The following is a 26,388-nucleotide window of genomic DNA, read 5'->3' as shown; positions in this document are numbered from 1 at the left end:
CTGAGTGTTTCTCGACAACAATCGGCGCATAAGCGCCCAAAAACGCGCCTTTCAGGGTATCAAAAGCGACGCATCGCCATAGGAAAAGAAACGATAGTTCCCGGCAATTGCGTGGGCATAGACCGTGCGCATCCGCTCTTGCCCCATCAGGGCGGACACCAGCATCAGCAAGGTCGATTTCGGCAGATGGAAATTGGTCATCAGCGCGTCCGTGACATGAAACTCGAAACCGGGATAGATGAAGATGTCCGTCTCTCCTTCCCATGGCGCGATCCGGCCGCTTCGCGCTGCGCTTTCGATCAGCCGCAGCGCGGTCGTCCCGACGGGAATGACCCGGCCGCCCGCCGCCTTTGTCGCACGGATCTCTTCGGCTGCCTGCGCGCTGACACGCCCCCATTCCGCGTGCATTTTGTGGGTCGTCACATCCTCGACCTTCACCGGCAGAAAAGTGCCCGCCCCCACGTGCAGCGTCACATGGGTGAAATCAACCCCCTTGTCGCGCAGCGCCTGCATCAGCGCCTCATCGAAATGCAGCGAGGCGGTCGGGGCAGCCACCGCCCCGGAATGACGGGCCCAGATGGTCTGATAGTCCATCTTGTCCTGATCGTCCGCTGGCCGCCTGGCCGCGATATAGGGCGGCAGGGGCATAGCGCCCGCATCCTCCAGCGCGCGGTCAAAATGGTCTCCCGCAAGATTGAACCGCAGGAATGCCTGCCCGTCCTCCACCCGTTCAAGGGTCGCACTGAGCCGGTTGGAAAAGGCGATTTCTTCGCCGATCTTCACTTTTTTCAGCGGCTTGATCAGTGCAGCCCAGGTGCCGTCCGCCTGCGGGTCAAGCAAAGTTGCCCCGATCACGGCCGTAACCGGGCCCTGCGCGCTCTGGCGATGCCGGCGCCCGCTCAGCCGCGCCGGAATCACACGGGTATCATTCAGAACCAGCCGATCACCGGCGCGCAGCCAGTCGGGCAGATGAATGGCCGAGGAGTCCGCGATCTGATCCCCTTCCGCAACCAGCATCCTCGCCGAAGAGCGTGGGCTGGCCGGACGGGTTGCGATCAACTCTTCGGGCAAATGGAAATCAAAGTCGCTCAGTTTCATGCGCGCGCCTTACCTTGCCCGCAAAGATTCGGCCACTGCATCCTTCAACGGTCGCTGCCCTGCAAACTTTTTGGGGTTTCCTTCGGCGCATTGTCATCAGGAAACAGTAATTTGGTGGCATCGTCCGGTATGGCGGGGCGCGGCTTTCGCAACAGATCGCGGAGAAAGACGGGGGCCAGCCCCGACAGGGGATTCACACCGACTTTGGGGTCGGAAATCGGGCCGTTCAGAGTATAGTTGAACGCAAACACCCCTTCTCCCTTGCGGGTCAGGACACTGCCGATCGCATTCAACAGATATACCGGAGTGACCGCCCCCCGCAGATCAAGCCAGCGCCGCTCGGTATTCACCTTACCGTCGAACGAAAGTCCGATGGACGGGCCGACGGCACTGCCGCTCAATACCGTGACCTCTGTCGGAGAGATCCGCATCCGGCTGTCAATGCCGGTGAAATAGATCCCCTGCCCCGACATTTCATCCAGCAGACCGACCAGGCTGATGGCGTTCAGCAAGGCCGCCATTGCCGGAGCGTCCTTGACCCGCGTGTTGGCAATTCTCAAAACTGCATCGTAATACCCGGATGCCTGTACCGGTTCGAGGGTAAGCCGGAAACTTCCTCCGTGCGCCTGTGTGAGAATACCTGACGATCGCAACACACCGCCGGCATCCGCCGATTGCAGCACGATGCCGCTGCGGTTGCCGCGTGGCGCCACTTGCCCGGAAACCGCCGTCCCGCCGTTGACGCGGGCCGTGAAGGTCCCGCCGAGCCCGCCCAATGTGCGAAATCCCCCCTGAAACCCGGTCAGGGCGATTGTATCCGTGATCTGCAACCGGTCGAGCCGCACCTCCAGATCGGGGCTGTCGCCGCCTGCAGCGGACGTTCCACCCGAACCGCCGGACCCGAAAGTTGCGGTTCGCATATCCATGCGACCACCAAGAATTCGGATATCGGGCGCGCGGTTGCCCCGGCTGACCAACTCTACCGGAACTGAGAGCCAGCTACCCAGTTCAAAGGACGAAAGCCGCACGCGATCCATCTGCGCACCGTCCGAGAACGAAATGCTGCCGGTCGTCCGCAACCCCGCTGCGTCGACCTTGATCTCGTCAACATTCATCCCCGCGCCCAGTTCCGCTGCCATCGTCAGCAACCCCGAACTCGCCGCGGCCTTGCGCCATCCCAGTTCCGGTATCGCCAGCCCCACACCAACCAGATCGGATTGTGCCGTCAGGTACGGTGGCTTTCCGCCACCCAGATCGACGGTCACATCCGCTGTCCCTACGCCGGTCAGCATTCCGTCCGGAAGGCCTGCGTGGATTTCCGTCATCAGCCGGGGCGACAATTCGATCTGACCCACCAACCGGCTGCGTTCCGGCTTTGCTCCGCCAATGGGTTGCGTCCAGCGTCCCTGCATGGGAACCGCCCCGAAATATCCCTGCCCGGCTATGGAAACCTGTGTCTGATCCCCGGACAGGTCCAGACGATCGGCGCTTACCTCCATGCCCGGAACGAGTTTATCGCTTTTTACGTTCCCCACATCGCCGGCATAGTGAAACTCCATATCCGCAAGCCTGACCTCGTCCCGCAGCGGCAGCGCCAGCGTGCCTTCCAGACTTACCAGCCCCTGCGCCAGATCAACCGGCAACCCGGCTTTGGTCATTACCTGCAGCGGCGGACGGTCCAGCAGGGACAGCGCCGCGGTGGCGCTGCCGCGCGCGCGAATCCGGGCAATGCCCGGCGCGGCCTTTTTGATGCCTATGTCCGGAATGATGAACGATGTGCCCGCCGCATCGATCGCGCCCCCCTGATCGGGGATAACCCGGCCTCGCTGAGCCGTGACCGTGAACCGGCTCCCCACAAGACTGGCCTGCCCCTGTGCGTCGACAACCGGCGGCAGGGTCTTGGCGAATTTGATTTTGGCGTTTTTGTAGTCGAAATCGGCATAGAACTGCGGGCGCGCGCCGGGCCTAAGCCTGACCGCGAGGTCAAGATCCTCCAGCCGCCCCTCCAGCAGGTTTTCCGAAACCCATTTCCGGGGCTTTCTGGCCGCCTTTTCCGGCCAGTAATGCAGCAGTTGCGCAGGCGTCAGGTGATCCAGTTGCGCATCCAGATCGACGCCCCAGCCTTGGGACAACTCTTTCAGGCTGCCGAAAACCCGCAAGCGGCGGTCCTTGTCCTCGACCACCAACTGCCCGATCCGCAAGCGGAATGGCGCGAATTTCAGCTGGAATTCAGCCGCCGCGCCCGACAGCTCCAATGCCTCGGCATACATTCCGGCCGGATTCGCCTTGATGCCCGAAGATCGGAATTGCGCGGTCAGGCTTTTCAATTGACCGCCTTCCACGCCTTCAAGGTCCGCGCGCCCGTCAATCACGGCGGATCCCCATGGCGAAGCAATCGAAATCTCGCTGAAATCAAGAAATTGCCGCTTGGGATCATACGAGAAATACGTGCGCGCCGTATCGAACGGAATAGGGCGCACTTCGGGGTTGGGCTGAACCACACCTTTGGCAATCTGCAATGTTGCAAAAACCGGGTCCAAACTGCCATCCGCCCCGACGCTGCCACGCAACGCCCCCGACAGTGGTGCGCGCAAAACCTGCAGCCAGGCCAGAACCGGGCTTTGCAGCGCGATGTCCTCGGCCGGCAAGTCGGTGACACTGACGCCAAAACTCGCTTCAGGTGATCCGAGCTTGCTGGTATAATTCATTTCGACCGCACTGGCATAGTCACGCCCACCCAAAAGCGAAAACCCGGTCGCAATGCGGATTTCGTCGGTGCCGCGTGTAATCTGAATATGCCCTCCGTCGAGCGTCCATGACCGGTTCTGCCGCAAGTCGCTGTAAAACAGTGTGATCGCATCCAGTTCGAAAGAGGTCAGCGCCGACAAGGCCGGGGCCATAAAAAGGGTGTCGGCCTCCTCGATCAATTCCCTGACATTGGGCGCCTGCTCCACCGGTTCACTGTCTTGACCGACGACCAGAGAAAACTGGCCGTTCTTGTCGCGTTGCAGGGCAATATGCGCCCCGCTCATCATGATGCGCTTTGGGCGAATCTCTCCGCGCAGCAGCGGGCGCATGGCAAGGCTTGCGCGCATATCGGACAACTGCGCGATCTGCCGACCTTCGCTGTCGCTGAGCGTCACGTCGCGCAATCTCAGACGGGGCCGCCAACCTTCGTGAATGATGAAACTGACATCCCCAAACTTGATCTGCAGCCCCCCGGTGGCCTGTTCAATCCGGTGTTCCACGCGGTCCCGCAACCATTGCGGCGCATGCATCCTCTGACCGACGACCATAAGCGCCGAGATCGCAGCCAGAAAAATCAGGATGAAGGTGCCGCGCATGGCCCACAACGCCGCCCTGCGCCTGCGCGACCGACGGCGAACGGGTTTTTGAGCCTGACCTTCCGGCTTATCCGATCTGTCCTTGTGTGTCTCGGCGTCTTTCAACTTGCCCGTCCCGGCTTATTGTGTTGAGCAACATGCATCGAATTCCGCCGGAGTAAGCCCATGCCTGAAATATCCGATCCCGCTCCCGACTTCACCCTGCCCCGCGACGGCGGCGGTGAAGTTACGTTGTCCGCCCTGCGCGGCAACGCCGTGGTCCTGTTTTTCTATCCCCGTGATGATACTCCGGGCTGCACCAAGGAATCCATCGAATTTTCCGAACTATTGCAGGAGTTTGCCGAAGCTGGCGCAAATGTGTTCGGGATATCCCGCGACAGCGTGGCCAAACACGACAAGTTCGTCGCCAAACATGGCCTGACCACTCCGTTGCTGTCGGACGAGGGATCGGCCGTATGCGAAGACTATGGTGTCTGGGTCGAGAAGAACATGTATGGCAAAAAATCCATGGGGATTGAACGGACGACCTTCCTGATCGACGCCGAAGGTCAGATTGCGCGCGTCTGGCGCAAGGTGAAAGTGCCCGGTCACGTCGAAGAGGTTCTGCAAGCCGTCCGCAGCCTGGCCTGACCCAACCCCATATGAACGGAGCAAGCGCATGCCCTTGACCCTGACCGAAATGGCGACTGAGGTTCTGACCACGGCAGACGGACATGCCAAGACCGCGCTGTCGCAGCAACATGCTGCGGCATGGTTTGCTTCCCGCACCGGAGACGCGCCGCCAATCGAAATCGGCACGGCATCGCCACCGCTTAATCCGGCCCGGCCCGACCGGCCTGAGTTGCTGTCGCCGCGCGACGTCCCGAAACGGCGCCCCGGGTCCGAGGCCGGCAGGATCGCCCTGCTCCACGCGGTTGCCCATATCGAACTGAACGCGGTGGACCTGCACTGGGACATCATCGCGCGGTTCGGACATGTGCCGATGCCCGTCGGATTCTATGACGACTGGGTGAAATGCGCCGCCGAAGAATCACGTCACTTCGAGCTCGTCTGCGATTGCCTGGATTCGATGCAAAGCCACTATGGCGCCCTGCCCGCCCATGCCGGAATGTGGCGCGCCGCCGAGGATACGGCAGAGGATCTTATGGGGCGGCTGGCCGTGGTTCCGATGGTACTCGAAGCACGCGGGCTGGATGTAACCCCCGGAATGATAGATATTTTCCGCAAGGCCAATGCGCAAAAAGCCGTTGATGCGCTGAATGTGATCTATGCCGAAGAGGTCGGTCATGTCGCCTATGGATCGAAATGGTTTCACTTCCTGTGCGGACGTGAGAATTCCGATCCCAAAGAGGTTTTCCACCGGCTCGTGCGCCGTTATTTCCATGGGGCGCTAAAACCCCCGTTCAACGAAGAAAAACGGGCCAAAGCAGGACTGCCGCCGGATTTCTATTGGCCTCTGGCGGACGAATTGCCACCCTCCGGAAAAGTGATCGTCTGATACAAGCGAATACCAGGCGTCGGCAAAAACCCGCTCATCTCAAGCGCGATTATCCCCCGAAATTCGACCGGATGGTTAACAAACTTGCCCCGAACGTTCCGCGCCGCTATGCAAGCGCCCCAAGGGACGGTCGCAGCCACTCTCGATGCGTCTCTATACAGGGGATGAAAAAGAGGAAAGACGCGTGCGGACACGTCTGACGATCAGAATTCACGCTCTGCTGGAGAAACATTTTCCCGAGCGCAGGGTGTTCCTCAAATCGGACAACGACACGCGTTTCATCCGGCTTCGGCCGGAGACTCAGATCATCGCCTTTTCCGGGGTCGCCCTGACGCTTGCATGGACCATCGTGGCGACGGCGATCATTCTGATGGACAGTATCGGATCGGGCAATTTCCGCGAGCAGGCAAAAAGAGACCAGGCGACATATCAGGAAAGGCTCAACATCCTGTCACAAGAACGGGATATGCGAGCCGAAGAAGCCCTGGCAGCGCACCAACGGTTCAACAAAGCCCTCGAACAGGTTTCGGCTATGCAATCGGAACTGCTGAAATCGGAAAACCGGCGGCGTGAGTTGGAAACCGGGGTCGAAGTGATCCAGACCACTTTGCGCGAAACGATGAAACAGCGCGAAGCGGCCCGTATGGCGCTGGCAAATCTCGAGCAGAATACAGGCGAAGACGCGGCCAGCCACGAGTTGGCCGCGTCGGCTCCGGTGCAGATGGGGTTCATGTCCGAGGCCCTGTTGCGGACCGCGCAGGAACGCGACCTGATCCAAGCCAATGCGCAAGAAGCGCTGGTTCAGCGTGATGACCTGGAGCTGGAAATCCAGCTGATGCGCGAACGCAGCGACCAGATCTTCCGCCAACTGGAAGAGGCGATGGCAATCTCGATCGAACCGCTTGACAAGATGTTCCGTCAGGCGGGCATGCCCACCGACCGGATCATCGAGGAGGTCCGGCGTGGCTATAGCGGTATGGGCGGTCCGCTGACCCCTTTATCCTTCAGCACACGCGGTGAAGAGATTTCCGCCGAGGAAATCCGCGCGAACAACCTGCTTCAGCAGATGGATCAGCTTAATCTGTACCGCATCGCGGCCGAGAAAGCCCCGTTCGCCAGCCCGGTCAACGCGGCGGTGCGATATACCAGCGGTTTCGGCCACCGGCGCGATCCGAAAACCGGCGGGCGACGCATGCATAACGGTTCGGATTTCGCGGGCGCGCACGGCACTGATATCTTTGCCACCGCGGACGGCGTGGTCACGCATGCCGGCTGGCAATCCGGTTTCGGGCGGCTCGTAAAAATCAAGCACGCCTTCGGGATTGAGACACTTTACGCTCATAACACCACTATCCGCGTCAAGGTCGGACAAAGGGTCTCGCGCGGGGATCATATAGCTGATATGGGTAGCACCGGACGGTCGACCGGCACACATTTGCACTATGAGGTGCGTGTGAACGGGGAACCCGTGAATCCAATGACTTACATCAAGGCTGCGAGAAATGTTTTCTAAGAGCAAAATCAACGAGCCGGCATCCAAGGCACCCGAAGCGGCCAAGCCCGCCGCCCCGTCGACCCCGGCAAGCCCGGCCCCGGCTGAAACCAAGGCCAGCGCGCCCAAACCCAAGCCGCCCGCATCGGTGCTGTCGTCGGATCTGCACATCACCGGTAACATCAAGACCAGTGGCGACATTCAGGTCGAAGGCACTGTCGAGGGGGACATTCGCGCCCATCTTCTGACCATCGGCGAGACCGCCACCATCAAAGGCGAAGTGACCGCCGATGATGTGGTGGTCAATGGCCGCATCGTGGGCCGCGTCCGTGGTTTGAAAGTGCGCCTGACCTCGACCGCCCGGGTCGAGGGTGACATCATTCACAAGACCATCGCGATCGAAAGCGGCGCCCATTTCGAAGGCTCGGTTCAGCGTCAGGACGACCCGCTCAACCCGGGACGTTCGGGCAACAAATCTTCCGGCAACCCGGCCGCAGCAACTGCGGAAGTCAGCCAGTAAGACCACTCAACCATCCCGTTGGGTGGTCCCATTTCCAGGCGCTCCGGAGAAATCCGGGGCGCTTTTTGTTGCCGCTTGCCGGTCCCCAGGAATTTCAGAGTTTCGCTTTTTTCTTCCAAATTGAAGAGTTTGACGCCTAATATCGATCATTCAACTTTGGGAGGTACGTTGGATGTCTTCAAAGCTTTTAGCTGAATTTTTCGGTACATTCTGGTTGGTGCTTGGCGGTTGCGGCAGTGCAGTTCTGGCAGCGGGCGTTGCGGATGTCGGCATTGGCTGGCTGGGCGTCGCACTGGCCTTTGGCCTGACCGTGCTGACCATGGCCTTTGCCGTCGGCCACATATCGGGCGGGCATTTCAATCCCGCCGTCAGCCTCGGCCTCATGATCGCCGGACGGTTCGAGGCCAAGGATCTGATCCCTTACTGGATTGCGCAGGTCGTCGGAGCGATTGTCGCGGCGGTCGTGCTTTACGTGATTGTTTCGGGCGCGCCCGATTTCACCGGTGTCGGTGGGTTCGCCTCGAACGGGTATGGCAGCGCGTCACCCGGCGGTTATTCGATGACAGCCGGCTTTGTGACCGAAGTCGTGATGACCGCCTTTTTCCTGTTCATCATTCTGGGAGCCACGTCGAACGGCGCCCCAGTCGGGTTTGCGCCCATCGCCATCGGTCTCGGCCTGACGCTGATTCATCTGGTTTCAATTCCCGTCACCAACACATCGGTTAACCCGGCGCGCTCGACCGGTGTGGCGCTGTTCGCCGATGGCCCGGCTTTGGCGCAGCTCTGGATGTTCTGGGTGGCGCCACTGATTGGCGGCGCGATCGGCGGCCTGATCTGGAAAGCGGTCTCAACCGACGACTGAAAGATTGCGCGACATCTGACAAACGCCGCCTCATCGGGCGGCGTTTTTCATGAACGTCTCCGGCCCGCCTCTGGAATATGGGTCAGTCCCGTACGCCGAGTTCACGAACACATTTCTGATTCAGGCGCCCGCATGATATCATGCCCGGGTTTCAGCTTTGTATTTAGGGGAAAAATCATGATGACACCGGAATTGCGCGCCACCTATTCCCTGGCACGGCAGACTCATTACTTCGCAATCATGCAGACGACCATATTCTCGTTCATTGCGTTGGCGGCGATCATCCATTTCGGGCCACAGGGCTTTTCACCTGCGCTGGCTATGCTGGTTATCGTAACAACGGCTTACGGCATCCTCGCCGGCGGCACCGCGCTGGACGATATCATCAACCTGATCGCCGATCTCAGCCCGGACATGGCCGAGACGAATATGGGCCAGGGCATCAAAGCCCGGAATATGCCCATGCTCAAAATGATTTCGGCCGTCCTCATCGGTCTGACCGGGTTGGCGGAACTGATCGCGCTTGCGGCGTGAACGCTGCGCCGTTCAGCGCCCCAACATCCATTGCCCTCCGGGCCAGAAGGCATGAAACGCAAAGGCGAACATGACGTCATGGGCCACGTCCCGGCCCTGCCCGTCGCGGACGCGGATCGAACCCACGTCACGCCCCTTGCGGATGGAACCGGTATCCAGCGCCGAGGCCTGGCCCGCGGCCCAAGTGATCCGCACGCCGCCCTCGTGCACTTCGCCCATCTCGCTCAGCCGCGTCATAGGCCAGGCCCTGTCACCCACCCGCACCACGCGTTCAAGCGGATGGATGCCGTGCGGCGGCATTTCACCGGAATAGAGAAACGGTCTGCGCGATGTGTCATAGCCGCGATAAGGATTGCGCCCGTATGAGCGGTTGTATCCCGGTTCTGCCATGACCAGACCGTCGGGGTTGCGGGCCTTATAGTCCTGCCAGCTTTCCATCCAGGACGGCAAGGTCTTCAACTGGGTACCGGCCAGGCGTCCCACAATCGCCTCTCCAACCGCCTGCTGCCACCAGCTTTCAGTCTGACGGTCATACATCACCATGTCGGAATGGCGCAGCTTGCCGCTGACGCCAAAGCTCAGCTCGCCGCGCGGCGTCCTGCGGTCAAAGGTGATGGCCGAGTTGCAAAGCGGACAATAGGTAACCGCCACGGGCACGCCGCCGATCCGGTCATTCACGATCTCATGCCAGATCAGATAGCGGATCGGATAGGCCCGGGGCCGCTGCCCGTCGATCTCAACCGTGACTACCGGCTCGCGCGCGCCAATGCGGGTTTTCTGGCTGACGGACAGGAAAGTGGGATTGTCAATCGCCGGTATCCCGTCTTTCGGCGGCCCGCCTGACTGGATCTCGGACCAGTTGGAAATACGCGATTTGCTGAAATCAGTCTCGGGCCATTCGTGCCGCCAGAATTCAGGACTGGCCCAGGTCTGAGTGGCAAGGACGACGGCGATTGCGATCGAAAGAAGACGCATAGGGCTGCTCCTGTCGGATGCGCAATTCTGCGCAACACGCGCCCGCGAAGCCAGCCCACTGCACACAGACGTGATGCAATGTGCGCCGAACCCGGCGCGGAGCAAACCGCGCCGGGTTGCCGGTCAGTCCGTGACGGTGACCTTTTTCATGACATCCGGCTGGCCGATCACGGCTCCGTTCGGGCCGGCGCCACGCTTGATGGCATCGACCACGTCCATGCCACCGGTCACCTTGCCCACGACGGTGTATTGACCGTCAAGAAACGGACCCGGCGCGAACATGATGAAGAATTGCGAATTGGCACTGTTCGGGTCTTGCGCCCGCGCCATTCCAACAATGCCCCGGTCATAGGTGACGTCCGAAAACTCTGCCGCAAGGTCCGGACGGTCCGACCCGCCAGTGCCGGCGCGGCGCATGTCACCGCCCAGTTTGCCGTGCTGGACATCGCCGGTCTGAGCCATGAAGCCGTCGATCACGCGGTGAAACACCACCCCGTCATACTGACCTTCGGCGGCCAGCGCTGAAATCTGCTCGACATGCTTCGGCGCCACATCCTCGAACAGATCGACGGTAATCGTGCCATTGGCCCCCTCGCCCTCAACCTCGATCTCAAGCCCGGTCGCCAGCGCCGGGCTGGCCAGAAGGGCGAATGCAACTGCCAGTTTATGCATCAGCGGCCACCTTGACGCTGATCATCCGGTCAGGGCTTGCGGGCGGTTCGCCCCGCACGATCGCGTCCACATGCTCCATCCCGTCGATGACACGGCCATAGACGGTGTACTGGCCATTCAGGAAATGGTTGTCCTTGAAGTTGATGAAGAACTGCGAATTTGCCGAATTCGGGTTCTGTGACCGTGCCGCGCCCAGGGTTCCGCGATCATGCGGCAGCTTGGAGAATTCCGCCGGCAAATCCGGCAGCGACGAACCGCCCGTGCCCGCCATGCGGATGTTGAACCCGTCTTCCATGTCGCCATGCTGAACGTCGCCGGTCTGCGCCATGAAACCGTCGATCACCCGGTGAAAGCATACGTTGTCATATTCGCCCGAGCGCGCCAGTTCTTTCATGCGCGCGCTGTGCTGCGGGGCGACATCCGGTAGCAGCTCGATAACCACGTTACCGCCCTTCAGTTCGATGATGATGGTGTTTTCGGGATCCTTGATCTCGGCCATTGGGCCCTCCTGTCGATGGTATTGCGCGAATACCTAAGCCCCATGCGCGCGAATGCCAAGTGACGCATTGACCTTGGCGCGAAATGCGGGAAAAGAACCGCTCAAACAGGATGCGAACTGCGGAGCGGAAAATGGGCTGGAAAACACTCGACGACATGGATCTGAACGGCAAGCGCGTGCTGGTGCGCGTCGATATCAACGTGCCGATCGTCGACGGCGTCGTCACCGACTCCACCCGCATCCGCCGTATTGCCCCCACCGTGCGCGATATTCTGGCCGCCGGTGGCCGCCCGATCCTGCTGGCTCATTTCGGTCGCCCCGGCGGCGAGCGGCGTAAGAACCTGTCGCTGAACCAATTGGTGCCCACTCTGGAGCGCGCGTTCGAGACCAGGGTCCTGTTTGCCGCCGACTGCGTCGGCCCCGCCGCCGAACTTGCAGCGGAATCCCTGCAACCGGGCGAGGTACTGCTGCTGGAAAACACCCGCTTTCACGCAACCGAAACCAAGAACGACCCGGATCTGGCCGCAGGTATGGCGCGGCTGGGCGACGTCTATTGCAACGACGCGTTTTCAGCCGCCCACCGCGCCCATTCCTCGACCGAGGCCATCGCCCGCCTGCTGCCCGCCTGCGCCGGTCGCCTGATGCAAGCGGAACTGGAGGCGTTGGAAAGCGCGCTGGGCGCTCCCAGACGTCCGGTCACGGCGGTTGTGGGCGGTGCCAAGGTCTCGACCAAGCTGGAACTGCTGGGCAACCTGATCGAAAAGGTCGATTTCCTGGTGATCGGCGGCGGCATGGCCAACACCTTCCTTGTCGCCAAGGGACATCACGTCGGCAAATCTCTGGCCGAGCGGATCATGAAGGACACCGCCGCCGAAATCCTTGCCAAGGCGGAAGCGGAGGGGTGCAGGATCATCCTGCCCAGCGATATCGTCGTGGCGAAAAAGTTCGAATCCCACGCGCCGCATGAAATTCTGCCTGCCGACCAATGCCCCGAAGACGGGCTGATCCTGGACGCAGGCCCCGACAGCGTCGCCACCATCATCGATATCTTCAACCAAAGCCAGACACTGATCTGGAACGGCCCGCTGGGCGCCTTCGAACTGGAGCCGTTCGACGCCGCCACCAACGCCGCCGCGCTCAAGGCCGCGGCACTGACCCGCGCGGGCCAGCTGACCTCGGTTGCCGGCGGTGGCGATACGGTTGCCGCGCTGAACGCATCAGGGGCCGCAGGCGATTTCTCGTACATCTCCACCGCCGGCGGCGCATTTCTTGAGTGGATGGAAGGCAAGATCCTGCCCGGCGTCGCCGCCCTGAACGGCAGCTGACGCCGGATGCGGTCAGCGCCGGGTCACCTGGCGCATTCTCACGCTTTCGGGGCGTTTCGGCCTTGATATTTGCTCGGCCGCACCGCCGCCATCCGGCCCATCATCGTCATCGACAATGGCTTCGCGCATATCGTCGATATCCAGGCTGTGCATCCAGCGCAGCCCCGTGGTGCGGTAGGCGAATTCGAACATGTCTGCTCCTCTCTTCTGAAGTGTCAGCCCGATCCGGCGACCTGTGCGCGCGGCGCCATTGCGTCGAGCGTTCGCAGGATGCCTTCATGCCTTGCCAGATCGTCCTTGATGCGTACTTTGCGCCGCTTGAGATGCTGCAGGGTCATGCTGCAGGGCGACGGGCGTTTAAGCTCTTCGAGAATCCGGGCCTTCAGCTCTGCCTGACGCTGGCGCAGCCGTGCCATACGGGCCTTCAACGAGAATTTCTTAATGCGTGGACTGTTTTTCATGGGACCTCCGAAGTTCCGAGATGCTGATTTCCAGTGTTCACAACGCAGATATGGAGATTGCGTATCTTTAAACGAGACAATTCAATGATAATTTAAGATAGGAAAAACCTATCATGATTGAGGCACCCAACCCTTGAACTCCGATGTTACCCTGCGCCAGATCCGCTATTTCGACACGCTGGTCCGGGTCGGTCAATTCCGGCGGGCCGCGCAGCAACTGGGCATCAGCCAGCCATCGCTAAGTTTACAAATCAGCGCGTTCGAGGATGCGTTGGGTGTTCGGTTGCTGGAACGCCACCGCAGCGGGCTGATCCTGACACCGGACGGGCGCGAAGTGGCCGATCTTGCCGAAAAGGTGTTGCACCAGGTCGAAACCCTGACCAGTTACGCCACCCCATTGCGCGAAGGATTACGCGGCACGCTGCGGCTGGGCGCCACCCCGACGATCGGCCCTTACCTGCTGCCGCGCGTGCTGCAACGCCTGCATGCCGCGCATCCCGATCTGCGGCTTATGGTGCGGGACGGCGCGCCGCGTGAACTGGCCGAGGATTTGACCGCCGGACAGCACGACATGATCCTGACCCAGCTTCCTGTGCGGGGCGCGGCCTTTCGGACCCGCCCCCTGTTCCGCGAACCACTGCATCTGGCGGTTGCGCCGGAACACGAACTTGCGGGGCGAACACGGGTCGACCGTGCCGAACTTGCCGGCCAGACCCTGCTGACCCTCGGCCGTTCCTACCTGTTGCATCGCCAGATTGCCGATCTGTGCGAAGACACCGGCGCGGTGCTGCGCAGCGACTTCGAAGGCACCAGCCTCGACGCGTTGCGCCAGATGGTTTCCATGAACATGGGCGTCACTCTATTGCCCGCGCTCTATGCCCATTCCGAGGTACAGGCGCGCGGCGGGGACGTGTCCGCCAGCCATCTGCGCGGCATGTATCGAAGCGTCGGCCTGGTATGGCGCGCCGCCAGCGGAATGCCCCGCGCCTTCACCGATTTCGCCGACCTGATCGATGCCGTCATTCGCGAGGATTTCGCCGGTGTCGTCACACCGCAGGGGTGAGGACCTTCACAACCGCAAATTATTATTGCCCTGGTGCAGAACGGGGATTCACAAGCCGAATCACCTGTGACATAGTGCCGGAAGACGCCCGGAAAGGGCGCGTTTCCTGAGGCAGAAATCATACGGCAAAGCAGAGTGTCCCGTTCCAGTCGACCCAGTTTAGGTGCAGTTTTGTTTTTCGCAGTGGCGTTCGCGTTGGGTGTGTATTTCACCTTTGCGGCGGTGCAGGGCGATTACGGGCTGTTCCGGCGGGTCGAAATTGCGGCGGAACGGGACGCCCTGTCACGCGACATGACGGCACTTGAGGACCAGATCACAGAAATGGAAAACCTGACCCTGCGCCTGTCGGATACCTATCTTGACCTCGACCTGCTGGATCAGCAGGCGCGTTCGGTGCTGGGTTTGCTGCGCGCGGATGAAGTCGTCATTCACTAATCCCTCGCGTTCTTTTGTTGCGTGAGCCTCCTCGCCCATCAAAGCCTCAATAAGTTTGTCATCATAGTAGAATCTGGATTGTCTTCTTCATTCTCGGCCTGATCCCAAGCGTGCGCCGCAACGGCCCACCGTCCTCCTGTTTTCACTAGGAGGTATCCACTGCCTTGTCCCAACACATTGCATCGAAATGATTGCCGATGAGCGCTCGGATTTCTCGGTATCGGTCATGTTCTCCCATTGCGAAACTCGATCTCCAGTCCAACACAGATCATTTCCCTGTTGGCTCAAGCATTGGAAACACGCCGAAATTAGGCAATTTGCGGCCTTCGGGAACGCTGCGTCACATTTCCTCTCGCCAGAGGGAGAGAAATGCTTTATGAGATAGTTTAACGCTAAACTATCTTGCCGAAGACGGGAGATCGCCACGATGGCCGCGCGAAAAACTACTAAGAAACCAAACGTTTCTGCGGAAGAACTCAAGACCTACTACCGTGAAATGCTACTGATCCGCCGATTCGAAGAAAAGGCCGGTCAGCTTTATGGAATGGGCCTGATCGGTGGGTTCTGCCACCTTTACATCGGGCAGGAAGCCGTTGTTGTCGGGCTGGAAGCCGCCGCCGAGGAGGGCGACAAACGCATCACCTCCTATCGCGATCACGGCCACATGCTGGCCTGCGGCATGGACCCGGGCGGCGTGATGGCCGAATTGACCGGGCGCGAGGGCGGCCTGTCCAAGGGCAAGGGCGGTTCGATGCACATGTTCTCGAAAGAGAAGCACTTCTACGGCGGTCACGGCATCGTCGGTGCGCAGGTTCCACTGGGCGCGGGGCTGGCTTTTGCCGACAAGTACAAAGAGAACGGCCGCGTAACCTTTACCTATTTTGGTGACGGTGCTGCCAACCAAGGTCAGGTTTACGAGACCTTCAACATGGCCGCCTTGTGGAACCTTCCGGTCGTCTTCGTGATCGAGAACAACCAATACGCCATGGGCACCGCTCAGGCCCGGTCGACCTCGACGCAGGATATCTATGTTCGCGGCGAGGCCTTCGGCATCCCCGGTGAAATCGTCAACGGTATGGACGTGCTGGCTGTCAAGGAGGCCGGCGAAAAGGCAGTCGCTCACTGCCGCGCCGGAAAGGGTCCCTATATTCTTGAGGTCAAAACCTACCGCTATCGCGGCCACTCGATGTCGGACCCGGCCAAGTACCGCACCCGCGAAGAGGTGCAGAAGGTTCGCGAACAAAGCGACCCGATCGAACATGTGCGCGAGTTGCTGTTGACCGGTAAACACGCGAGTGAGGATGACCTGAAGGCGATCGACAAGGAAATCAAGGAGATCGTCAACCAGGCCGCCGAATTCTCGAAAGAAAGCCCCGAGCCGTCCGTGGACGAGCTCTGGACCGACATTTACGCCTGAGAGGACGATTAAGACATGGCAACCGAAATTCTCATGCCCGCCCTTTCGCCCACGATGGAAGAGGGCACCCTTGCCAAATGGCTGGTCAAGGAAGGCGACACCGTCAGTTCCGGCGACATCCTTGCCGAGATCGAAACCGACAAGGCCACGATGGAATTCGAGGCGGTCGATGAAGGCATCGTCGGTAAGATACTGATCGAAGAAGGCACCGAAGGGGTCAAGGTCAACACCCTCATTGCGGTGCTGGTCGAAGAGGGCGAAGACGCCTCCGCCCTGCCCTCGGCTGCACCCGCAGCCGAAGCGGTGGCCGAGGCCGCCCCGGCGGCGGTTGAGGCCCCCGCTCCCGCCGCTACCCCCGCCGCACCGGTCGTTGATCTGTCGCCGGATTGGCCTGCGGATGCGGAAATGAAATCCGTCACCGTTCGCGAAGCTCTGCGCGACGCCATGGCCGAAGAAATGCGCGGCGACGAAGACGTCTACCTGATGGGTGAGGAAGTCGCTGAATATCAGGGCGCCTACAAGATCAGCCAAGGCTTGCTGGACGAATTCGGATCCAAGCGCGTGATCGACACCCCGATCACCGAGCATGGATTTGCCGGTATCGCAGTGGGTTCGGCCTTTGGCGGTCTGAAGCCGATTGTCGAATTCATGACCTTCAACTTCGCCATGCAGGCAATTGACCAGATCATCAACTCTGCCGCCAAGACGCTCTATATGTCCGGCGGTCAGATGGGCTGCCCCATCGTGTTCCGTGGCCCCAACGGTGCCGCCGCTCGTGTGGCCGCGCAACACAGCCAGGACTACGCCGCGTGGTACATGCAGGTCCCGGGCCTGAAAGTTGTGATGCCCTATTCGGCAGCCGACGCAAAGGGCCTGCTGAAATCGGCGATCCGCGACCCAAATCCGGTGATCTTCCTGGAAAACGAAATCCTCTACGGCCGCTCTTTCGACGTGCCGCAGGTGGATGACCTGACCGTGCCGCTGGGCAAGGCGCGCATCTGGCGCGAAGGCTCGGATGTGACCATCGTCAGCTTCGGCATCGGCATGCAGTACGCGCTGGAAGCCGCCGACAAACTGGCCGAGGAAGGTATCAGCGCCGAAGTGATCGACCTGCGCACCATCCGTCCGATGGATACAGGCGCGATCATCAACTCGGTGATGAAAACCAATCGTCTGGTGACGGTCGAAGAAGGCTGGCCTCAAGGCTCGGTCGGCAGCTACATCTCTTCCGTGGTGATGCAGGAGGCGTTCGATTATCTCGACGCGCCTGTCATCAACTGCACCGGCAAGGATGTCCCGATGCCTTACGCCGCAAACCTCGAAAAGCTGGCCCTGATCACCACCGATGAGGTGATCGCAGCGGTCAAACAAGTGACGTACCGGTAAGGAGCGACAGACAGATGCCCACCGAAATTCTGATGCCTGCCCTTTCCCCGACAATGGAGGAAGGCACGCTTGCCAAATGGCTGGTCAAGGAAGGCGATACCGTCTCTTCCGGCGACCTGCTGGCAGAGATCGAAACCGACAAGGCCACGATGGAGTTCGAAGCCGTCGACGAAGGCACCATCGGCAAGATCCTGATCCCCGAGGGCACCGAGGGGGTCAAGGTCAACACCGCAATTGCGGTGCTGCTGGAAGAAGGCGAAAGCGCCGATGATATCGCGGCCGCTCCGGCCGCAGCACCCGCGGCAGCACCAGTAGTCGCAGCGGGTAACCAGGCTGCCGCGCCCGCGGCACCCGAGGCGCCCGCCCCTGCCCCGGCGGCTTCGGTCAAAGCCGATGGCGGCCGTATCTTCGCCTCGCCTCTGGCCCGTCGGATCGCGTCACAGAAAGGTCTCGACCTGGCGCAGATCGCCGGCTCCGGCCCGCATGGCCGCATCGTCAAGGCCGACGTTGAAGGTGCAACCGCCACGGCCCCGGCACCTGCTCCGGCGGCAACCGCCGCCGCACCTGCTGCCGCCCCGGCGGCTCCGGCTGGTCCGTCGGCGGATATGGTCGCGCGGATGTATGAAGGCCGCGCGTACGAAGAGATCAAACTTGACGGGATGCGCAAAACCATCGCGGCACGCCTGGGTGAGGCCAAACAGACCATCCCGCATTTCTATCTGCGCCGCGATATCAGGCTGGATGCGCTGCTGAAATTCCGCAGCCAGTTGAACAAGCAACTGGAGTCGCGCGGCGTGAAGCTGAGCGTCAACGATTTCATCATCAAGGCTGTCGCCAATGCGCTGCAGCAGGTTCCCGAGTGCAACGCCGTGTGGGCGGGCGACCGGGTGCTGCAACTGAAACCTTCGGACGTGGCCGTCGCGGTCGCCATCGAGGGCGGTCTGTTTACCCCGGTTCTGCAGGATGCCGACACCAAATCGTTGTCGGCGCTGTCGACCGAGATGAAAGATCTGGCCGCCCGCGCCCGCGACCGCAAACTGGCACCTCATGAATATCAGGGCGGCACTTTCGCGGTCTCGAACCTCGGCATGTTCGGCATCGACAATTTCGACGCTATCGTGAACCCGCCGCACGCAGGCATTCTGGCGGTCGGCACCGGGTTGAAGAAACCTGTTGTGGGCGACGACGGAGAGCTCACCGTTGCCACCGTGATGTCCGTCACCATGTCGGTCGATCACCGGGTCATCGACGGCGCCCTCGGCGCACAACTGCTGCAGGCCATCGTGGACAACCTTGAAAACCCGATGGTCATGCTGGCCTGAGCATCGTCTTCTCCAAACGAAAAAGCCGCCCCGTTTTTCGAGGCGGCTTTTTTGTCCATCAGATGTGTTTACTGGTCCTTGCCAAGCATGTGATCCATATTGACTGAAGGCTGATCGCAACCTGCCTCGCCCATGATCTTGGCGGGAATACCCGCAACCGTCTTGCAAGGCGGAACTTCCTGCAGCACAACCGAACCCGCTGCGATACGGCTGCAATTGCCGACCCTGATGTTGCCCAGAATCTTGGCCCCGGCCCCGATCAGCACTCCATCGCCGATCTTGGGATGGCGGTCTTCTTCTTCCTTGCCGGTTCCGCCCAGCGTCACCGAATGCAGCATCGAGACATTGTCGCCCACAACAGCAGTTTCACCGATCACGATGGAATGCGCGTGGTCGATCATGATGCCCTTTCCGATCCGCGCGGCAGGGTGGATGTCGATCCCGAAAATCTCGGACGAGCGCATCTGGAAGAAATATGCCAGGTCAAACCGCCCCTTCCGCCACAACCAATGCGCGACGCGATAGGCCTGCATCGCCTGATATCCCTTGAAATACAGGATCGGCTGCAGCAACCGGTGGCAGGCCGGGTCGCGTTCGAACACCGCCATCAGATCGGCACGCGCGGCCTCAAGCAGACCGGAATCGTCCGCATAAGCCTCCTCCACGATTTCACGCAGAACCATCATCGACATCTCGTTCGAGCAGAGCTTGGCGGAAATGCGATAGGACAGCGCACGCTCGAGGCTCTTGTGATGCAGGATACAGGCATGAACCAGCCCGCCCATCAACGGTTCCTTCTCAACCGCTGCCTGGGCTTCAGTGGTGATCCGGCTCCAGACCGGATCGATGGGCGTCAGTTTTCTGCGTGTCTCGACCATGGCTTTACGTCCTCTGCTTCGACTAGAATACCCATCTAAGGCGGAAAAGGCCAAACGCAAACCCTTGAAGTGCGACATAACGGAAATGAATGAGACCGAGCTGGAACAATTCGAACGTTTGATCCATGAAAAACTGGACGAGTTGGATCAGGGTTCCGTTGCCGGGCGCGATGCGCAGGCCGTGGTGGAACTGGATCAACAATCGGTTGGGCGCCTCAGCCGCATGGACGCGCTGCAAAATCAGGCGATGGCCAAGGCGCAACAAGCCCGGCGCGATATCGAAACCAGACGCCTTATGGCCGCCCTGCAGCGCATCGAACACGGCGAATTCGGCTGTTGCGAGGATTGTGGCGACGAAATCGCGCCACAGCGGCTCAAGCTTGATCCCGCCGCATGCAAATGCGTCAGCTGCGCTTCCGGCTGAGCCTGCGTCGAACCAGATGGCGCAGCACCATCTCGAAACAACTGCAATAGTCCGTATCGTCGAAACCCGGCTCATCCGCCAATATGCGTTTGCGCGCCGCCGACATCAGCGATCCGTTGCCAAATACCGGATGGAGACGACCGGTCTTGCGAACATGCCGGTCCGCCAGTTCAGCCTCTCGGATCATCCGGCGGCACAGATGCTCCCGCAAGGCGGGGGCGGTCCGCAACAGCACCCGCGCCGCCGAACTGACATCGCCATGCAGGACCGCGCGCAACCGCGCTACTCCACCCGCAACCCGGCAAACGGGCCGGGACCATAAACCGCCGAAACCTGCGCCACTTCGACATCAAAGGGTTCGCCGACCCCGTCCGCCCCTCGGGCGGCCGCGCCATATACCCAGCCCGGCGAATGAGTCACCGCCTCTCGGACGATGGCTCCGTCCTTGCGCACCCGAACGAAATAGGTTTCGCTCTCCTCCGCCAGCGGAACCTCCAGCCCGTCCCAGCCGTCACCGTCAATCCGGGTGCGCCTGATCCAGGACACCACCAGGTCTCCACTCGCCCCGTCGGCACGCAAATGCGCCGGCGAATAGGGGCGCAAACCGTTGCCGTCGAACGCCTCGACCAGATGCGTGTAGGATGGATCGTCATATCCCCGGCGGGCCGTTCCGATCCGATAGTGCCTGGCAAGCCTGCGCTCCGACCGTTTCAGCCCGATCTGGGAAACCGCACCGTTCATCAGCACGAATCGCGATCCGGCGGGCCAGAACTCGGGCATCAGCGCGTCACTGCCCAACTGGCCGCGCAAACGCCCGCTCAACAGGTATGTTCCTTCGGCGATCAGTTGGGCCTCGCGGAACTGGAACAGCTCCCAAGCCCCGCTGCTGCCATCCCCGATCGCGGCCAGATTGGCGCCGTCAAGCACCGCCGAAGCAGGGCGCGACTCCAAAGCCCCGGTCGCCAGTTTCACCTGTAACGCCGCGCCTTCGTCCCACAATCCGGCAGAGCTGCGCGGCAACCCGTTTTCCGTGACCCCGACCACCGCCCGGCTGGCGATGATGTCGGACAGGGCATAATCCTCGTCTTGTGCGGACGCGTAAACCGCGACCGTCCCCGGCCAGGGTTTCGCAGTGACCGCCAGATGCGGAGCATGCTCGACCTCGTCGCCGGTGATCAGCGGTAAGTCCATGAATATCGGCAGCACCGGCAAAGGCGGTACAAAGGCTGAGGCATTCGGCAACACATCCACGATATCGCCGGGGAGATATACATTCGGCTCGATCCGCACCGCCTCGATCAGCTGCAACCCCACCTGTTCCACCCTATCGATCCTGAACAGGGCGCCAGCCTCACCATCCCCGCCCGGCAACCGCACGACATCCCCTGCCCCCAATCCGATCAGCGACGGCGGCACCGCGAACTTGATCGTTTCCCGCGATGCCCGCGCCTCGACCAGCCATCGTTCGGCCGTTTGCCGCCCCTCCGAGCGGGTCATGGACAGCGGCATCTCGCTGGCGGACACGGCATGTGTCGCCTCATCCGGCAGAACCGCCTCTTCCGAGACAATGTCGTGATCCGCATCCGATTGCACGAATCTCAGCCGCACTCGGCCCGACATTTCCGCATCCGCCTCACGGCGATGCTCGAACGTGCCGTCCACTTCCGGCGACATGGCCAACTGATCTTCGGTCAGATCAAACGGGCGCAACCCGTCCCGCATCCGGAACTTCAGAACCCCGTCCCGCTCGATCGCATCAAAGCCAAAGCGCAGCATCAGGGGCTGCAACAGAGCGCGCGCATCGCTTACCTCTTCGGCCACATAACCGCGCACGACCCCCCACAACTCCGAGACATCGATCTCTGTTACACCCGACCGGTGACAGATCTCGGCCACCACCGAGGCCAGCGTGCGGCTACCGGACCGCCCGTTCAGCCAGTGACCGCGCGGATAGTTCTCGCCGTCGCTCCACAGGCTCAGCCGGTTGGGAAAGGCCGGAAACGGCCGCAGATCCCAGGCCCAGACATAGGCGTTCGCCATGTCGATCATCTGGTCTTCGTAGATCGGCGAGACCGGGTTGTTCTCGGCCTTGCCCCAATACCCCAGAACCGCCTTGAGGTATTGAAGCTGAATCAGATCATCCCTCGCGCCGCCGGAATATTTGGGCAACTGAGATTCCGACGATTTGGGATCCAGAAACTTGTTCGGCTGATTGGTGCCTTTGTCGATCGCCGCACACCCCAATTCGGTGAACCAGATCGGCTTTGAACGCGGCTCCCACGCGGTCGGCGTGGCAATACGCTCTCCGCCGATACGCTCGTGATGCGGTCTGGCCCACCAATTGCGCAAATCCTTGTAGCGCCAGATCCACGGCTCGTCATGCTCCCCGTCGGTGATCGGCGTGCGGATCTGCGCCTGTTCGGCCTCGGGTGAATGGTAATACCAGTCGTACCCCTCGCCCCCCTCGATATTGCCCTGAAGGTAGTCAAGCTCATAGATCGATCGCGCCCCGCCCAGCGCGTCCAGATGCTCTTGCCCGTCGCGCCAGTCCGAGATCGGCATATAGTTGTCGATGCCGATGAAATCGATGTTGTCGTCGGCCCAAAGCGGATCAAGGTGAAAATACCGGTCGCCACTGCCATCCTGCGGCTGATAGCCGAAATATTCCGACCAGTCGGCGGCATAGCCGATCCGCGTTTCGGCCCCCAGCAGCGTGCGCACCTCGGCGGCAAGCTGTTTCAGCTCCGACACTGCCGGAAACCCGGACGCGCCGCGAATATGCGTCAGCCCGCGCATTTCCGAGCCGATGCAGAACGCATGCACCCCGCCTGCCGCCGCACACAGGGCGGCGTTGTGCAGGATGAATCGCCGCAGCCCCCACTCATCCGGACCGGTATAGGACACGGTGCCGTTTCCGACCACGAAATCCGATGCCGACGCCGCACCGAAAAACTGCGCGACCTCGGCCTCTGCCGCACTGGACCGGTCCGGCGAACCCGGCTGTCCCGGCGCGGCGCTCAGAGTGATCCGCCCCCGCCACGGCAGATGCGGTTGATCGGCGTTTCCGGTCCAGGGATCGGGCAAGCCGTTTCCGGACAATTGCTCCATCAGAATGAAAGGATAAAACATCACCCGCTTGCCGCTGTCATTCAGGTGTCGGATCGCCTCGATCACCGATGCATCCGCCGGGGTACCGCCATAAACCGGCTCGCCTTCCACGCGCGGCACTTCCTGCGCGGCGGCCCGCGACAAACCGGATACCCGCCACGGCATGTTCGCCCCGTCATATTTCCGACGCTCCACCTTTGGCCGGATCTCGCATTCTCCGCAGCGCAGGTCGCTGCCGAACCACGACACGATCAGCGACGCCGCATCACATCCCGGCAACTCCGCCTCCAACGCGTCCAGCGAAGTCAGAATGTCCGCCTGGCCCGAGGGCGAGTTCGCATTGGCCGCCCAATAGCTGCCCGGCCCGTCAGTATAGTTTACCTGCCGCGTCGCCAGCGCGTATTCACCGGTTCCCGGCATCAGGGCGACGCCGCGCACGAGCCCGGCAAGCCGGTCTTCATGCCCCGGCAGATCCGGCTGTTCCTGACGTACCACCTCGAACGAGAATTGCGGCACCCGATTGCCATAGGGCGCCAGTTGCAGGTCCTCAAACACTACATAGGCTGTGCCGCGATACGCGGGCACCTGCCCCGCCCCTTCGATTGCCTCCAGCAGAGGGTCGGGCAGTTGATCGCGCGTACCCCGATAAACGCGCATGTTCAGATCGGTATGCGCGACCTCTTCGCCATCGGCCCAGATACGGGCGATCCCGGCAATCTCGCCAGCCCCGACCGACACCGCCAGCGACACCGAATAACTGTACTCGGTCGTCGTCACCTCGGGCTGTGACGGGCCCCCCTTGCCGCCACCGGATGTATGGGTTCGTGTCGTGGACAGGAAATCCGACGCCCAGATGACCTGACCGCCGACCCGCATCCGGCCAAAGACCGAGGCGACGGGCGCCCCCTCGCCGGACCCTGTCAGACGAAAACGGTCGATCCTGCCGGTTTCCACCGACTCGCTGCCGCCCCCCAGCAACCGCTGGTCGATCAGTTTGCCCAATGTCGCGCCGACGGCGCGCCCGATAACAGCGGTGGACAGGCCTGCAACCGTGCCGCCGATTGACCCGCCAATGGCCGCGCCTGCGGCCGAAAGAAGTATGGTCGCCATTTACTGCTCCTTCAGCGGAAATTGAAACCGGGCCGCGATCCGTTTTCGCCACGGCTCGCTCAGGGGGTTTTCGACAACGCCGCGCCCCGAATAGGCATGAATGAATTTGGGATGCGGGCCAATATCGCTCACCAGCCCCACATGTTTGGCCACCGAGGCGCCGCGCATCCGAAACAGGATCACGTCGCCCAGATCGAGCGCCGGCAGGGGGCGTTCGACCAAATGGCGACGGGCCGCCTGCCAGAGACGCTCCTCACCCTGCGGCTCGGACCAGTCCATGCTGTATGCGGGAACCGCTTCGGGCTCGGCCCCGTAAAGCTCCCGCCACACTCCGCGCAGCAGGCCCAGACAATCGGTTCCCGCACCGCGCCGCGACGCCTGATGCCGATAGGGCGTTCCCACCCAGCGCCGGGCGGCCTCGACCACATCCTGCCTGCCACCCGTCATCTCAGGCTGCCCCCGGTATTGGTTGCGCTCGACTTCGGCACCGCCATCATCCAATCCTCGCTCGGCAGGTCCGGAAATCCTTGAAAGTTCAGCAGGTTGTTGAATTTCAACCGGCAACTGTCAAAGCGCTTGTCACAGCCCGCGAGCAACCGCACCCGATCCCCGGTGTTCAGACCCGCGCGAACCGACTCCCACAGTTCGACGACCCTCTGGCCGTCCTCGACCCCGTCGCGCTTGATCGTTCCCCACAAGCCTGCCGCCGGCCCGTCCAGCACCGTCAACCTTCCCCGCTGGAACCATCCCGGCTCGAACCCGCTCAGATCGGCCCAACGGCACACCCTTGCATCCTCGATGAATTCGACGGCCACATCGGTCGAATATCCCGGCAGCGAAAGATCGAACCCGCAATCGCCATCCCCCAGCACCGCCGTGCATGGTTTCTGATAGATACGACCCAACGAACGGTTCAGCGCATCGGTCAGCCCGCGCAGCTCGGCATGAAACGCACCGCCCGCACGGCGGATCTCGCCGATCGAGCCGCGAAACTGCAGCCAGCGGTCTTGCGGGTTGGCCCAGTTCACCAGCCACACCCGCACCTCGGCCCCGTCAAACCGCCCGGCCTCGATATCCTCGTCCCGCACCGCGGCGTCCGACAGCACCCCCATCGCCTCGCTGTTGTCGATGGATAAACCGGTCGACTGCTCCAGCGACGCCGCTGTCAGGCCGCTGTCGGACCTGAACGCGACCCCTTCGAATTCCAGACCGCGATCGTGATCGGTGAACCCGTATTCCACACCGTCGCTCCGGGTTACCGCCCAGCACCGGCACAGGGTTGTCAGCCCGCCCGCGACATGCGCCTGAAAGCTCTCGGAAACACCCGCCATCAGACCCGCACCTCCACCACCGGCACGTTGGGCACATCTCCCGCCTGAAAACTCGCCACGCTGGTCTGGATACGGTCGGTGTCAAAACGCACGGGAACGTCGAATTCGAACCCCGCTGTCACCTGCGTCTGTTCCGAGGGCGGCACCGCGAATGTCACAAGCCCGGTCGCGGGATCGGCCTCGAAATCAACCCCTTCCTTCATCTCATCCTGCTCAACCCCGATCCGCACCGTGCCCAGAACCGGCTTGACGATCGGTCGCGCATAATCGAACCCGCCCGAGCGATAGGTCTTGACCAGTTGAAACACTGTGGTCTCTCCATCGCCCTGCGCGATCACCTGATCCCCGATCGAGGTCTCGGCCGAGGCCATCCCGGACTTGAAATCCGACCAGTCCTTCCAGCGAAACCCGAACATCTGCCCGCGCCGCGCCTCGAAGAACGCGATCAGCGTCTCGACATCGTCCAGCGAACGCATGCCCAGACCGGCATCATAGCGCCGCCGCGAATGTGCCCAGGGCGTGTTACGCTCCTCGAACCCGTTGGCCAGCGTCACGATATCCGTGCGCCGCTCGGGGCCACCGACCGAGCCAAAGCTCAGATTGGCGGGAAATCTCACCTCGTGGAAATTCATCA

At 61.5% G+C, this 26,388-nt stretch carries 26 protein-coding genes; 13 read left to right on the top strand and 13 right to left on the bottom strand.

Annotated features, from left to right (window positions below):
• Window positions 1–51 precede the first annotated feature (51 nt).
• Both queA and ACR0AO_RS04290 read right to left on the bottom strand, forming a co-directional pair.
• A complete protein-coding gene (queA, locus tag ACR0AO_RS04295; protein WP_480600254.1) occupies window positions 52–1,098 on the bottom strand; it encodes a tRNA preQ1(34) S-adenosylmethionine ribosyltransferase-isomerase QueA in 1,047 nt (348 codons plus the stop codon).
• Between the two features lie 44 nt (window positions 1,099–1,142).
• A complete protein-coding gene (locus ACR0AO_RS04290; RefSeq protein WP_480600252.1) occupies window positions 1,143–4,547 on the bottom strand; it encodes a YhdP family protein in 3,405 nt (1,134 codons plus the stop codon).
• 60 nt (window positions 4,548–4,607) lie between these two features.
• Here ACR0AO_RS04290 and ACR0AO_RS04285 point away from each other — a divergent pair, with 60 nt between their 5' ends.
• From ACR0AO_RS04285 to ACR0AO_RS04260, 6 genes are all read left to right on the top strand, one after another.
• Entirely contained in the window at window positions 4,608–5,072 is a 465-nt protein-coding gene (locus ACR0AO_RS04285; RefSeq protein ID WP_480600250.1) for a peroxiredoxin, read from the top strand.
• A gap of 28 nt (window positions 5,073–5,100) precedes the next feature.
• Window positions 5,101–5,940, top strand: coding sequence for a ferritin-like domain-containing protein (locus ACR0AO_RS04280; protein WP_480600247.1), 840 nt, complete (start codon window positions 5,101–5,103; stop codon window positions 5,938–5,940).
• Between the two features lie 184 nt (window positions 5,941–6,124).
• Window positions 6,125–7,453 carry a DUF5930 domain-containing protein gene (locus ACR0AO_RS04275; protein ID WP_480600245.1) on the top strand — a complete coding sequence of 443 codons (1,329 nt, stop codon included), beginning with the start codon at window positions 6,125–6,127 and terminating at the stop codon, window positions 7,451–7,453.
• A complete protein-coding gene (locus ACR0AO_RS04270) occupies window positions 7,443–7,952 on the top strand; it encodes a bactofilin family protein (protein WP_480600243.1) in 510 nt (169 codons plus the stop codon). Before ACR0AO_RS04275 ends, ACR0AO_RS04270 begins: the two co-directional genes overlap by 11 nt.
• 172 nt (window positions 7,953–8,124) lie before the next feature.
• Window positions 8,125–8,814, top strand: coding sequence for an aquaporin Z (gene aqpZ / locus ACR0AO_RS04265; RefSeq protein ID WP_480600241.1), 690 nt, complete (start codon window positions 8,125–8,127; stop codon window positions 8,812–8,814).
• 177 nt (window positions 8,815–8,991) lie between these two features.
• Window positions 8,992–9,348 (top strand): hypothetical protein, encoded by a 357-nt coding sequence (locus tag ACR0AO_RS04260; RefSeq protein WP_480600239.1) that lies wholly within the window; start codon window positions 8,992–8,994, stop codon window positions 9,346–9,348.
• 12 nt (window positions 9,349–9,360) lie between these two features.
• Here the strand turns inward: ACR0AO_RS04260 and ACR0AO_RS04255 are convergent, their stop codons facing one another.
• The 3 genes from ACR0AO_RS04255 to ACR0AO_RS04245 all read right to left on the bottom strand — a co-directional run bounded on the left by ACR0AO_RS04255 (window position 9,361) and on the right by ACR0AO_RS04245 (window position 11,494).
• A complete protein-coding gene (locus ACR0AO_RS04255; protein WP_480600237.1) occupies window positions 9,361–10,323 on the bottom strand; it encodes a DUF3179 domain-containing protein in 963 nt (320 codons plus the stop codon).
• A 123-nt stretch (window positions 10,324–10,446) separates the two neighbouring features.
• A complete protein-coding gene (locus ACR0AO_RS04250; protein WP_480600235.1) occupies window positions 10,447–10,995 on the bottom strand; it encodes a peptidylprolyl isomerase in 549 nt (182 codons plus the stop codon).
• The gene (locus ACR0AO_RS04245) at window positions 10,988–11,494 is read right to left on the bottom strand and encodes a peptidylprolyl isomerase (RefSeq protein WP_480600233.1); all 507 of its coding nucleotides are present in this window, start codon (window positions 11,492–11,494) and stop codon (window positions 10,988–10,990) included. Before ACR0AO_RS04245 ends, ACR0AO_RS04250 begins: the two co-directional genes overlap by 8 nt.
• A 131-nt stretch (window positions 11,495–11,625) precedes the next feature.
• Between ACR0AO_RS04245 and ACR0AO_RS04240 the strand changes: the two genes are divergently transcribed.
• Entirely contained in the window at window positions 11,626–12,819 is a 1,194-nt protein-coding gene (locus ACR0AO_RS04240) for a phosphoglycerate kinase (protein ID WP_480600231.1), read from the top strand.
• 12 nt (window positions 12,820–12,831) lie between these two features.
• Here ACR0AO_RS04240 and ACR0AO_RS04235 read toward each other — a convergent pair whose 3' ends face one another.
• Both ACR0AO_RS04235 and ACR0AO_RS04230 read right to left on the bottom strand, forming a co-directional pair.
• Window positions 12,832–13,011: a hypothetical protein gene (locus ACR0AO_RS04235; protein WP_480600229.1), complete on the bottom strand. Its 180-nt coding sequence runs from the start codon at window positions 13,009–13,011 to the stop codon at window positions 12,832–12,834.
• 23 nt (window positions 13,012–13,034) lie between these two features.
• Entirely contained in the window at window positions 13,035–13,280 is a 246-nt protein-coding gene (locus tag ACR0AO_RS04230; protein ID WP_480600227.1) for a YdcH family protein, read from the bottom strand.
• 133 nt (window positions 13,281–13,413) lie between these two features.
• On the opposite strand from ACR0AO_RS04230, the gene ACR0AO_RS04225 reads away from it, so the two are divergent.
• The 5 genes from ACR0AO_RS04225 to ACR0AO_RS04205 all read left to right on the top strand — a co-directional run bounded on the left by ACR0AO_RS04225 (window position 13,414) and on the right by ACR0AO_RS04205 (window position 18,903).
• Window positions 13,414–14,343, top strand: coding sequence for a hydrogen peroxide-inducible genes activator (locus ACR0AO_RS04225; protein ID WP_480600225.1), 930 nt, complete (start codon window positions 13,414–13,416; stop codon window positions 14,341–14,343).
• Window positions 14,344–14,478: 135 nt separating this feature from the next.
• On the top strand, window positions 14,479–14,778 hold the full coding sequence (locus ACR0AO_RS04220; protein WP_480600223.1) for an FtsB family cell division protein: 300 nt from the start codon (window positions 14,479–14,481) through the stop codon (window positions 14,776–14,778).
• A gap of 427 nt (window positions 14,779–15,205) precedes the next feature.
• Window positions 15,206–16,195 (top strand): pyruvate dehydrogenase (acetyl-transferring) E1 component subunit alpha, encoded by a 990-nt coding sequence (gene pdhA, locus ACR0AO_RS04215; RefSeq protein WP_480600221.1) that lies wholly within the window; start codon window positions 15,206–15,208, stop codon window positions 16,193–16,195.
• 15 nt (window positions 16,196–16,210) lie between these two features.
• Window positions 16,211–17,581 (top strand): pyruvate dehydrogenase complex E1 component subunit beta, encoded by a 1,371-nt coding sequence (locus ACR0AO_RS04210; RefSeq protein ID WP_480600219.1) that lies wholly within the window; start codon window positions 16,211–16,213, stop codon window positions 17,579–17,581.
• A gap of 14 nt (window positions 17,582–17,595) precedes the next feature.
• Entirely contained in the window at window positions 17,596–18,903 is a 1,308-nt protein-coding gene (locus ACR0AO_RS04205) for a pyruvate dehydrogenase complex dihydrolipoamide acetyltransferase (RefSeq protein WP_480600217.1), read from the top strand.
• 68 nt (window positions 18,904–18,971) lie between these two features.
• On the opposite strand, the gene cysE is transcribed toward ACR0AO_RS04205, so the two are convergent.
• Complete coding sequence (gene cysE, locus ACR0AO_RS04200; RefSeq protein ID WP_480600215.1) at window positions 18,972–19,781, bottom strand: serine O-acetyltransferase; 810 nt, start codon at window positions 19,779–19,781, stop codon at window positions 18,972–18,974.
• 85 nt (window positions 19,782–19,866) lie between these two features.
• On the opposite strand from cysE, the gene ACR0AO_RS04195 reads away from it, so the two are divergent.
• Window positions 19,867–20,205: a TraR/DksA family transcriptional regulator gene (locus tag ACR0AO_RS04195; RefSeq protein ID WP_480600213.1), complete on the top strand. Its 339-nt coding sequence runs from the start codon at window positions 19,867–19,869 to the stop codon at window positions 20,203–20,205.
• On the opposite strand, the gene ACR0AO_RS04190 is transcribed toward ACR0AO_RS04195, so the two are convergent.
• The 5 genes from ACR0AO_RS04190 to ACR0AO_RS04170 are packed head-to-tail and all read right to left on the bottom strand — an operon-like array spanning window position 20,186 to window position 26,386.
• Window positions 20,186–20,482, bottom strand: coding sequence for a DUF7742 family protein (locus ACR0AO_RS04190; protein ID WP_480600211.1), 297 nt, complete (start codon window positions 20,480–20,482; stop codon window positions 20,186–20,188). The genes ACR0AO_RS04195 and ACR0AO_RS04190 overlap by 20 nt on opposite strands.
• Window positions 20,483–20,487: 5 nt before the next feature.
• Window positions 20,488–24,423 (bottom strand): baseplate multidomain protein megatron, encoded by a 3,936-nt coding sequence (locus ACR0AO_RS04185; RefSeq protein ID WP_480600209.1) that lies wholly within the window; start codon window positions 24,421–24,423, stop codon window positions 20,488–20,490.
• The gene (locus tag ACR0AO_RS04180; protein ID WP_480600207.1) at window positions 24,424–24,870 is read right to left on the bottom strand and encodes an NlpC/P60 family protein; all 447 of its coding nucleotides are present in this window, start codon (window positions 24,868–24,870) and stop codon (window positions 24,424–24,426) included.
• Complete coding sequence (locus ACR0AO_RS04175; protein ID WP_480600205.1) at window positions 24,867–25,754, bottom strand: DUF2163 domain-containing protein; 888 nt, start codon at window positions 25,752–25,754, stop codon at window positions 24,867–24,869. The genes ACR0AO_RS04180 and ACR0AO_RS04175 overlap by 4 nt, the downstream gene beginning before the upstream one ends.
• The gene (locus ACR0AO_RS04170; RefSeq protein ID WP_480600203.1) at window positions 25,754–26,386 is read right to left on the bottom strand and encodes a phage distal tail protein, Rcc01695 family; all 633 of its coding nucleotides are present in this window, start codon (window positions 26,384–26,386) and stop codon (window positions 25,754–25,756) included. The genes ACR0AO_RS04175 and ACR0AO_RS04170 overlap by 1 nt, the downstream gene beginning before the upstream one ends.
• Between the last annotated feature and the right edge of the window lie 2 nt (window positions 26,387–26,388).

It is taken from the genome of Ruegeria sp. AF8 (genome assembly GCF_056541825.1).
Note: the sequence above shows the minus strand (reverse complement) of the source record. Positions and strands in the feature narration are given on the sequence as shown.

Coding starts and splice junctions, on each gene's coding strand:
- queA (WP_480600254.1), bottom strand. CDS start 1,098: ATGAAACTGAGCGACTTTGATTTCCATTTGCCCGAAGAGTTGATCGCA.
- ACR0AO_RS04285 (WP_480600250.1), top strand. CDS start 4,608: ATGCCTGAAATATCCGATCCCGCTCCCGACTTCACCCTGCCCCGCGAC.
- ACR0AO_RS04280 (WP_480600247.1), top strand. CDS start 5,101: ATGCCCTTGACCCTGACCGAAATGGCGACTGAGGTTCTGACCACGGCA.
- ACR0AO_RS04270 (WP_480600243.1), top strand. CDS start 7,443: ATGTTTTCTAAGAGCAAAATCAACGAGCCGGCATCCAAGGCACCCGAA.
- aqpZ (WP_480600241.1), top strand. CDS start 8,125: ATGTCTTCAAAGCTTTTAGCTGAATTTTTCGGTACATTCTGGTTGGTG.
- ACR0AO_RS04260 (WP_480600239.1), top strand. CDS start 8,992: ATGATGACACCGGAATTGCGCGCCACCTATTCCCTGGCACGGCAGACT.
- ACR0AO_RS04255 (WP_480600237.1), bottom strand. CDS start 10,323: ATGCGTCTTCTTTCGATCGCAATCGCCGTCGTCCTTGCCACTCAGACC.
- ACR0AO_RS04250 (WP_480600235.1), bottom strand. CDS start 10,995: ATGCATAAACTGGCAGTTGCATTCGCCCTTCTGGCCAGCCCGGCGCTG.
- ACR0AO_RS04245 (WP_480600233.1), bottom strand. CDS start 11,494: ATGGCCGAGATCAAGGATCCCGAAAACACCATCATCATCGAACTGAAG.
- ACR0AO_RS04240 (WP_480600231.1), top strand. CDS start 11,626: ATGGGCTGGAAAACACTCGACGACATGGATCTGAACGGCAAGCGCGTG.
- ACR0AO_RS04235 (WP_480600229.1), bottom strand. CDS start 13,011: ATGTTCGAATTCGCCTACCGCACCACGGGGCTGCGCTGGATGCACAGC.
- ACR0AO_RS04230 (WP_480600227.1), bottom strand. CDS start 13,280: ATGAAAAACAGTCCACGCATTAAGAAATTCTCGTTGAAGGCCCGTATG.
- pdhA (WP_480600221.1), top strand. CDS start 15,206: ATGGCCGCGCGAAAAACTACTAAGAAACCAAACGTTTCTGCGGAAGAA.
- ACR0AO_RS04210 (WP_480600219.1), top strand. CDS start 16,211: ATGGCAACCGAAATTCTCATGCCCGCCCTTTCGCCCACGATGGAAGAG.
- ACR0AO_RS04205 (WP_480600217.1), top strand. CDS start 17,596: ATGCCCACCGAAATTCTGATGCCTGCCCTTTCCCCGACAATGGAGGAA.
- cysE (WP_480600215.1), bottom strand. CDS start 19,781: ATGGTCGAGACACGCAGAAAACTGACGCCCATCGATCCGGTCTGGAGC.
- ACR0AO_RS04195 (WP_480600213.1), top strand. CDS start 19,867: ATGAATGAGACCGAGCTGGAACAATTCGAACGTTTGATCCATGAAAAA.
- ACR0AO_RS04185 (WP_480600209.1), bottom strand. CDS start 24,423: ATGGCGACCATACTTCTTTCGGCCGCAGGCGCGGCCATTGGCGGGTCA.
- ACR0AO_RS04180 (WP_480600207.1), bottom strand. CDS start 24,870: ATGACGGGTGGCAGGCAGGATGTGGTCGAGGCCGCCCGGCGCTGGGTG.
- ACR0AO_RS04175 (WP_480600205.1), bottom strand. CDS start 25,754: ATGGCGGGTGTTTCCGAGAGCTTTCAGGCGCATGTCGCGGGCGGGCTG.
- ACR0AO_RS04170 (WP_480600203.1), bottom strand. CDS start 26,386: ATGAATTTCCACGAGGTGAGATTTCCCGCCAATCTGAGCTTTGGCTCG.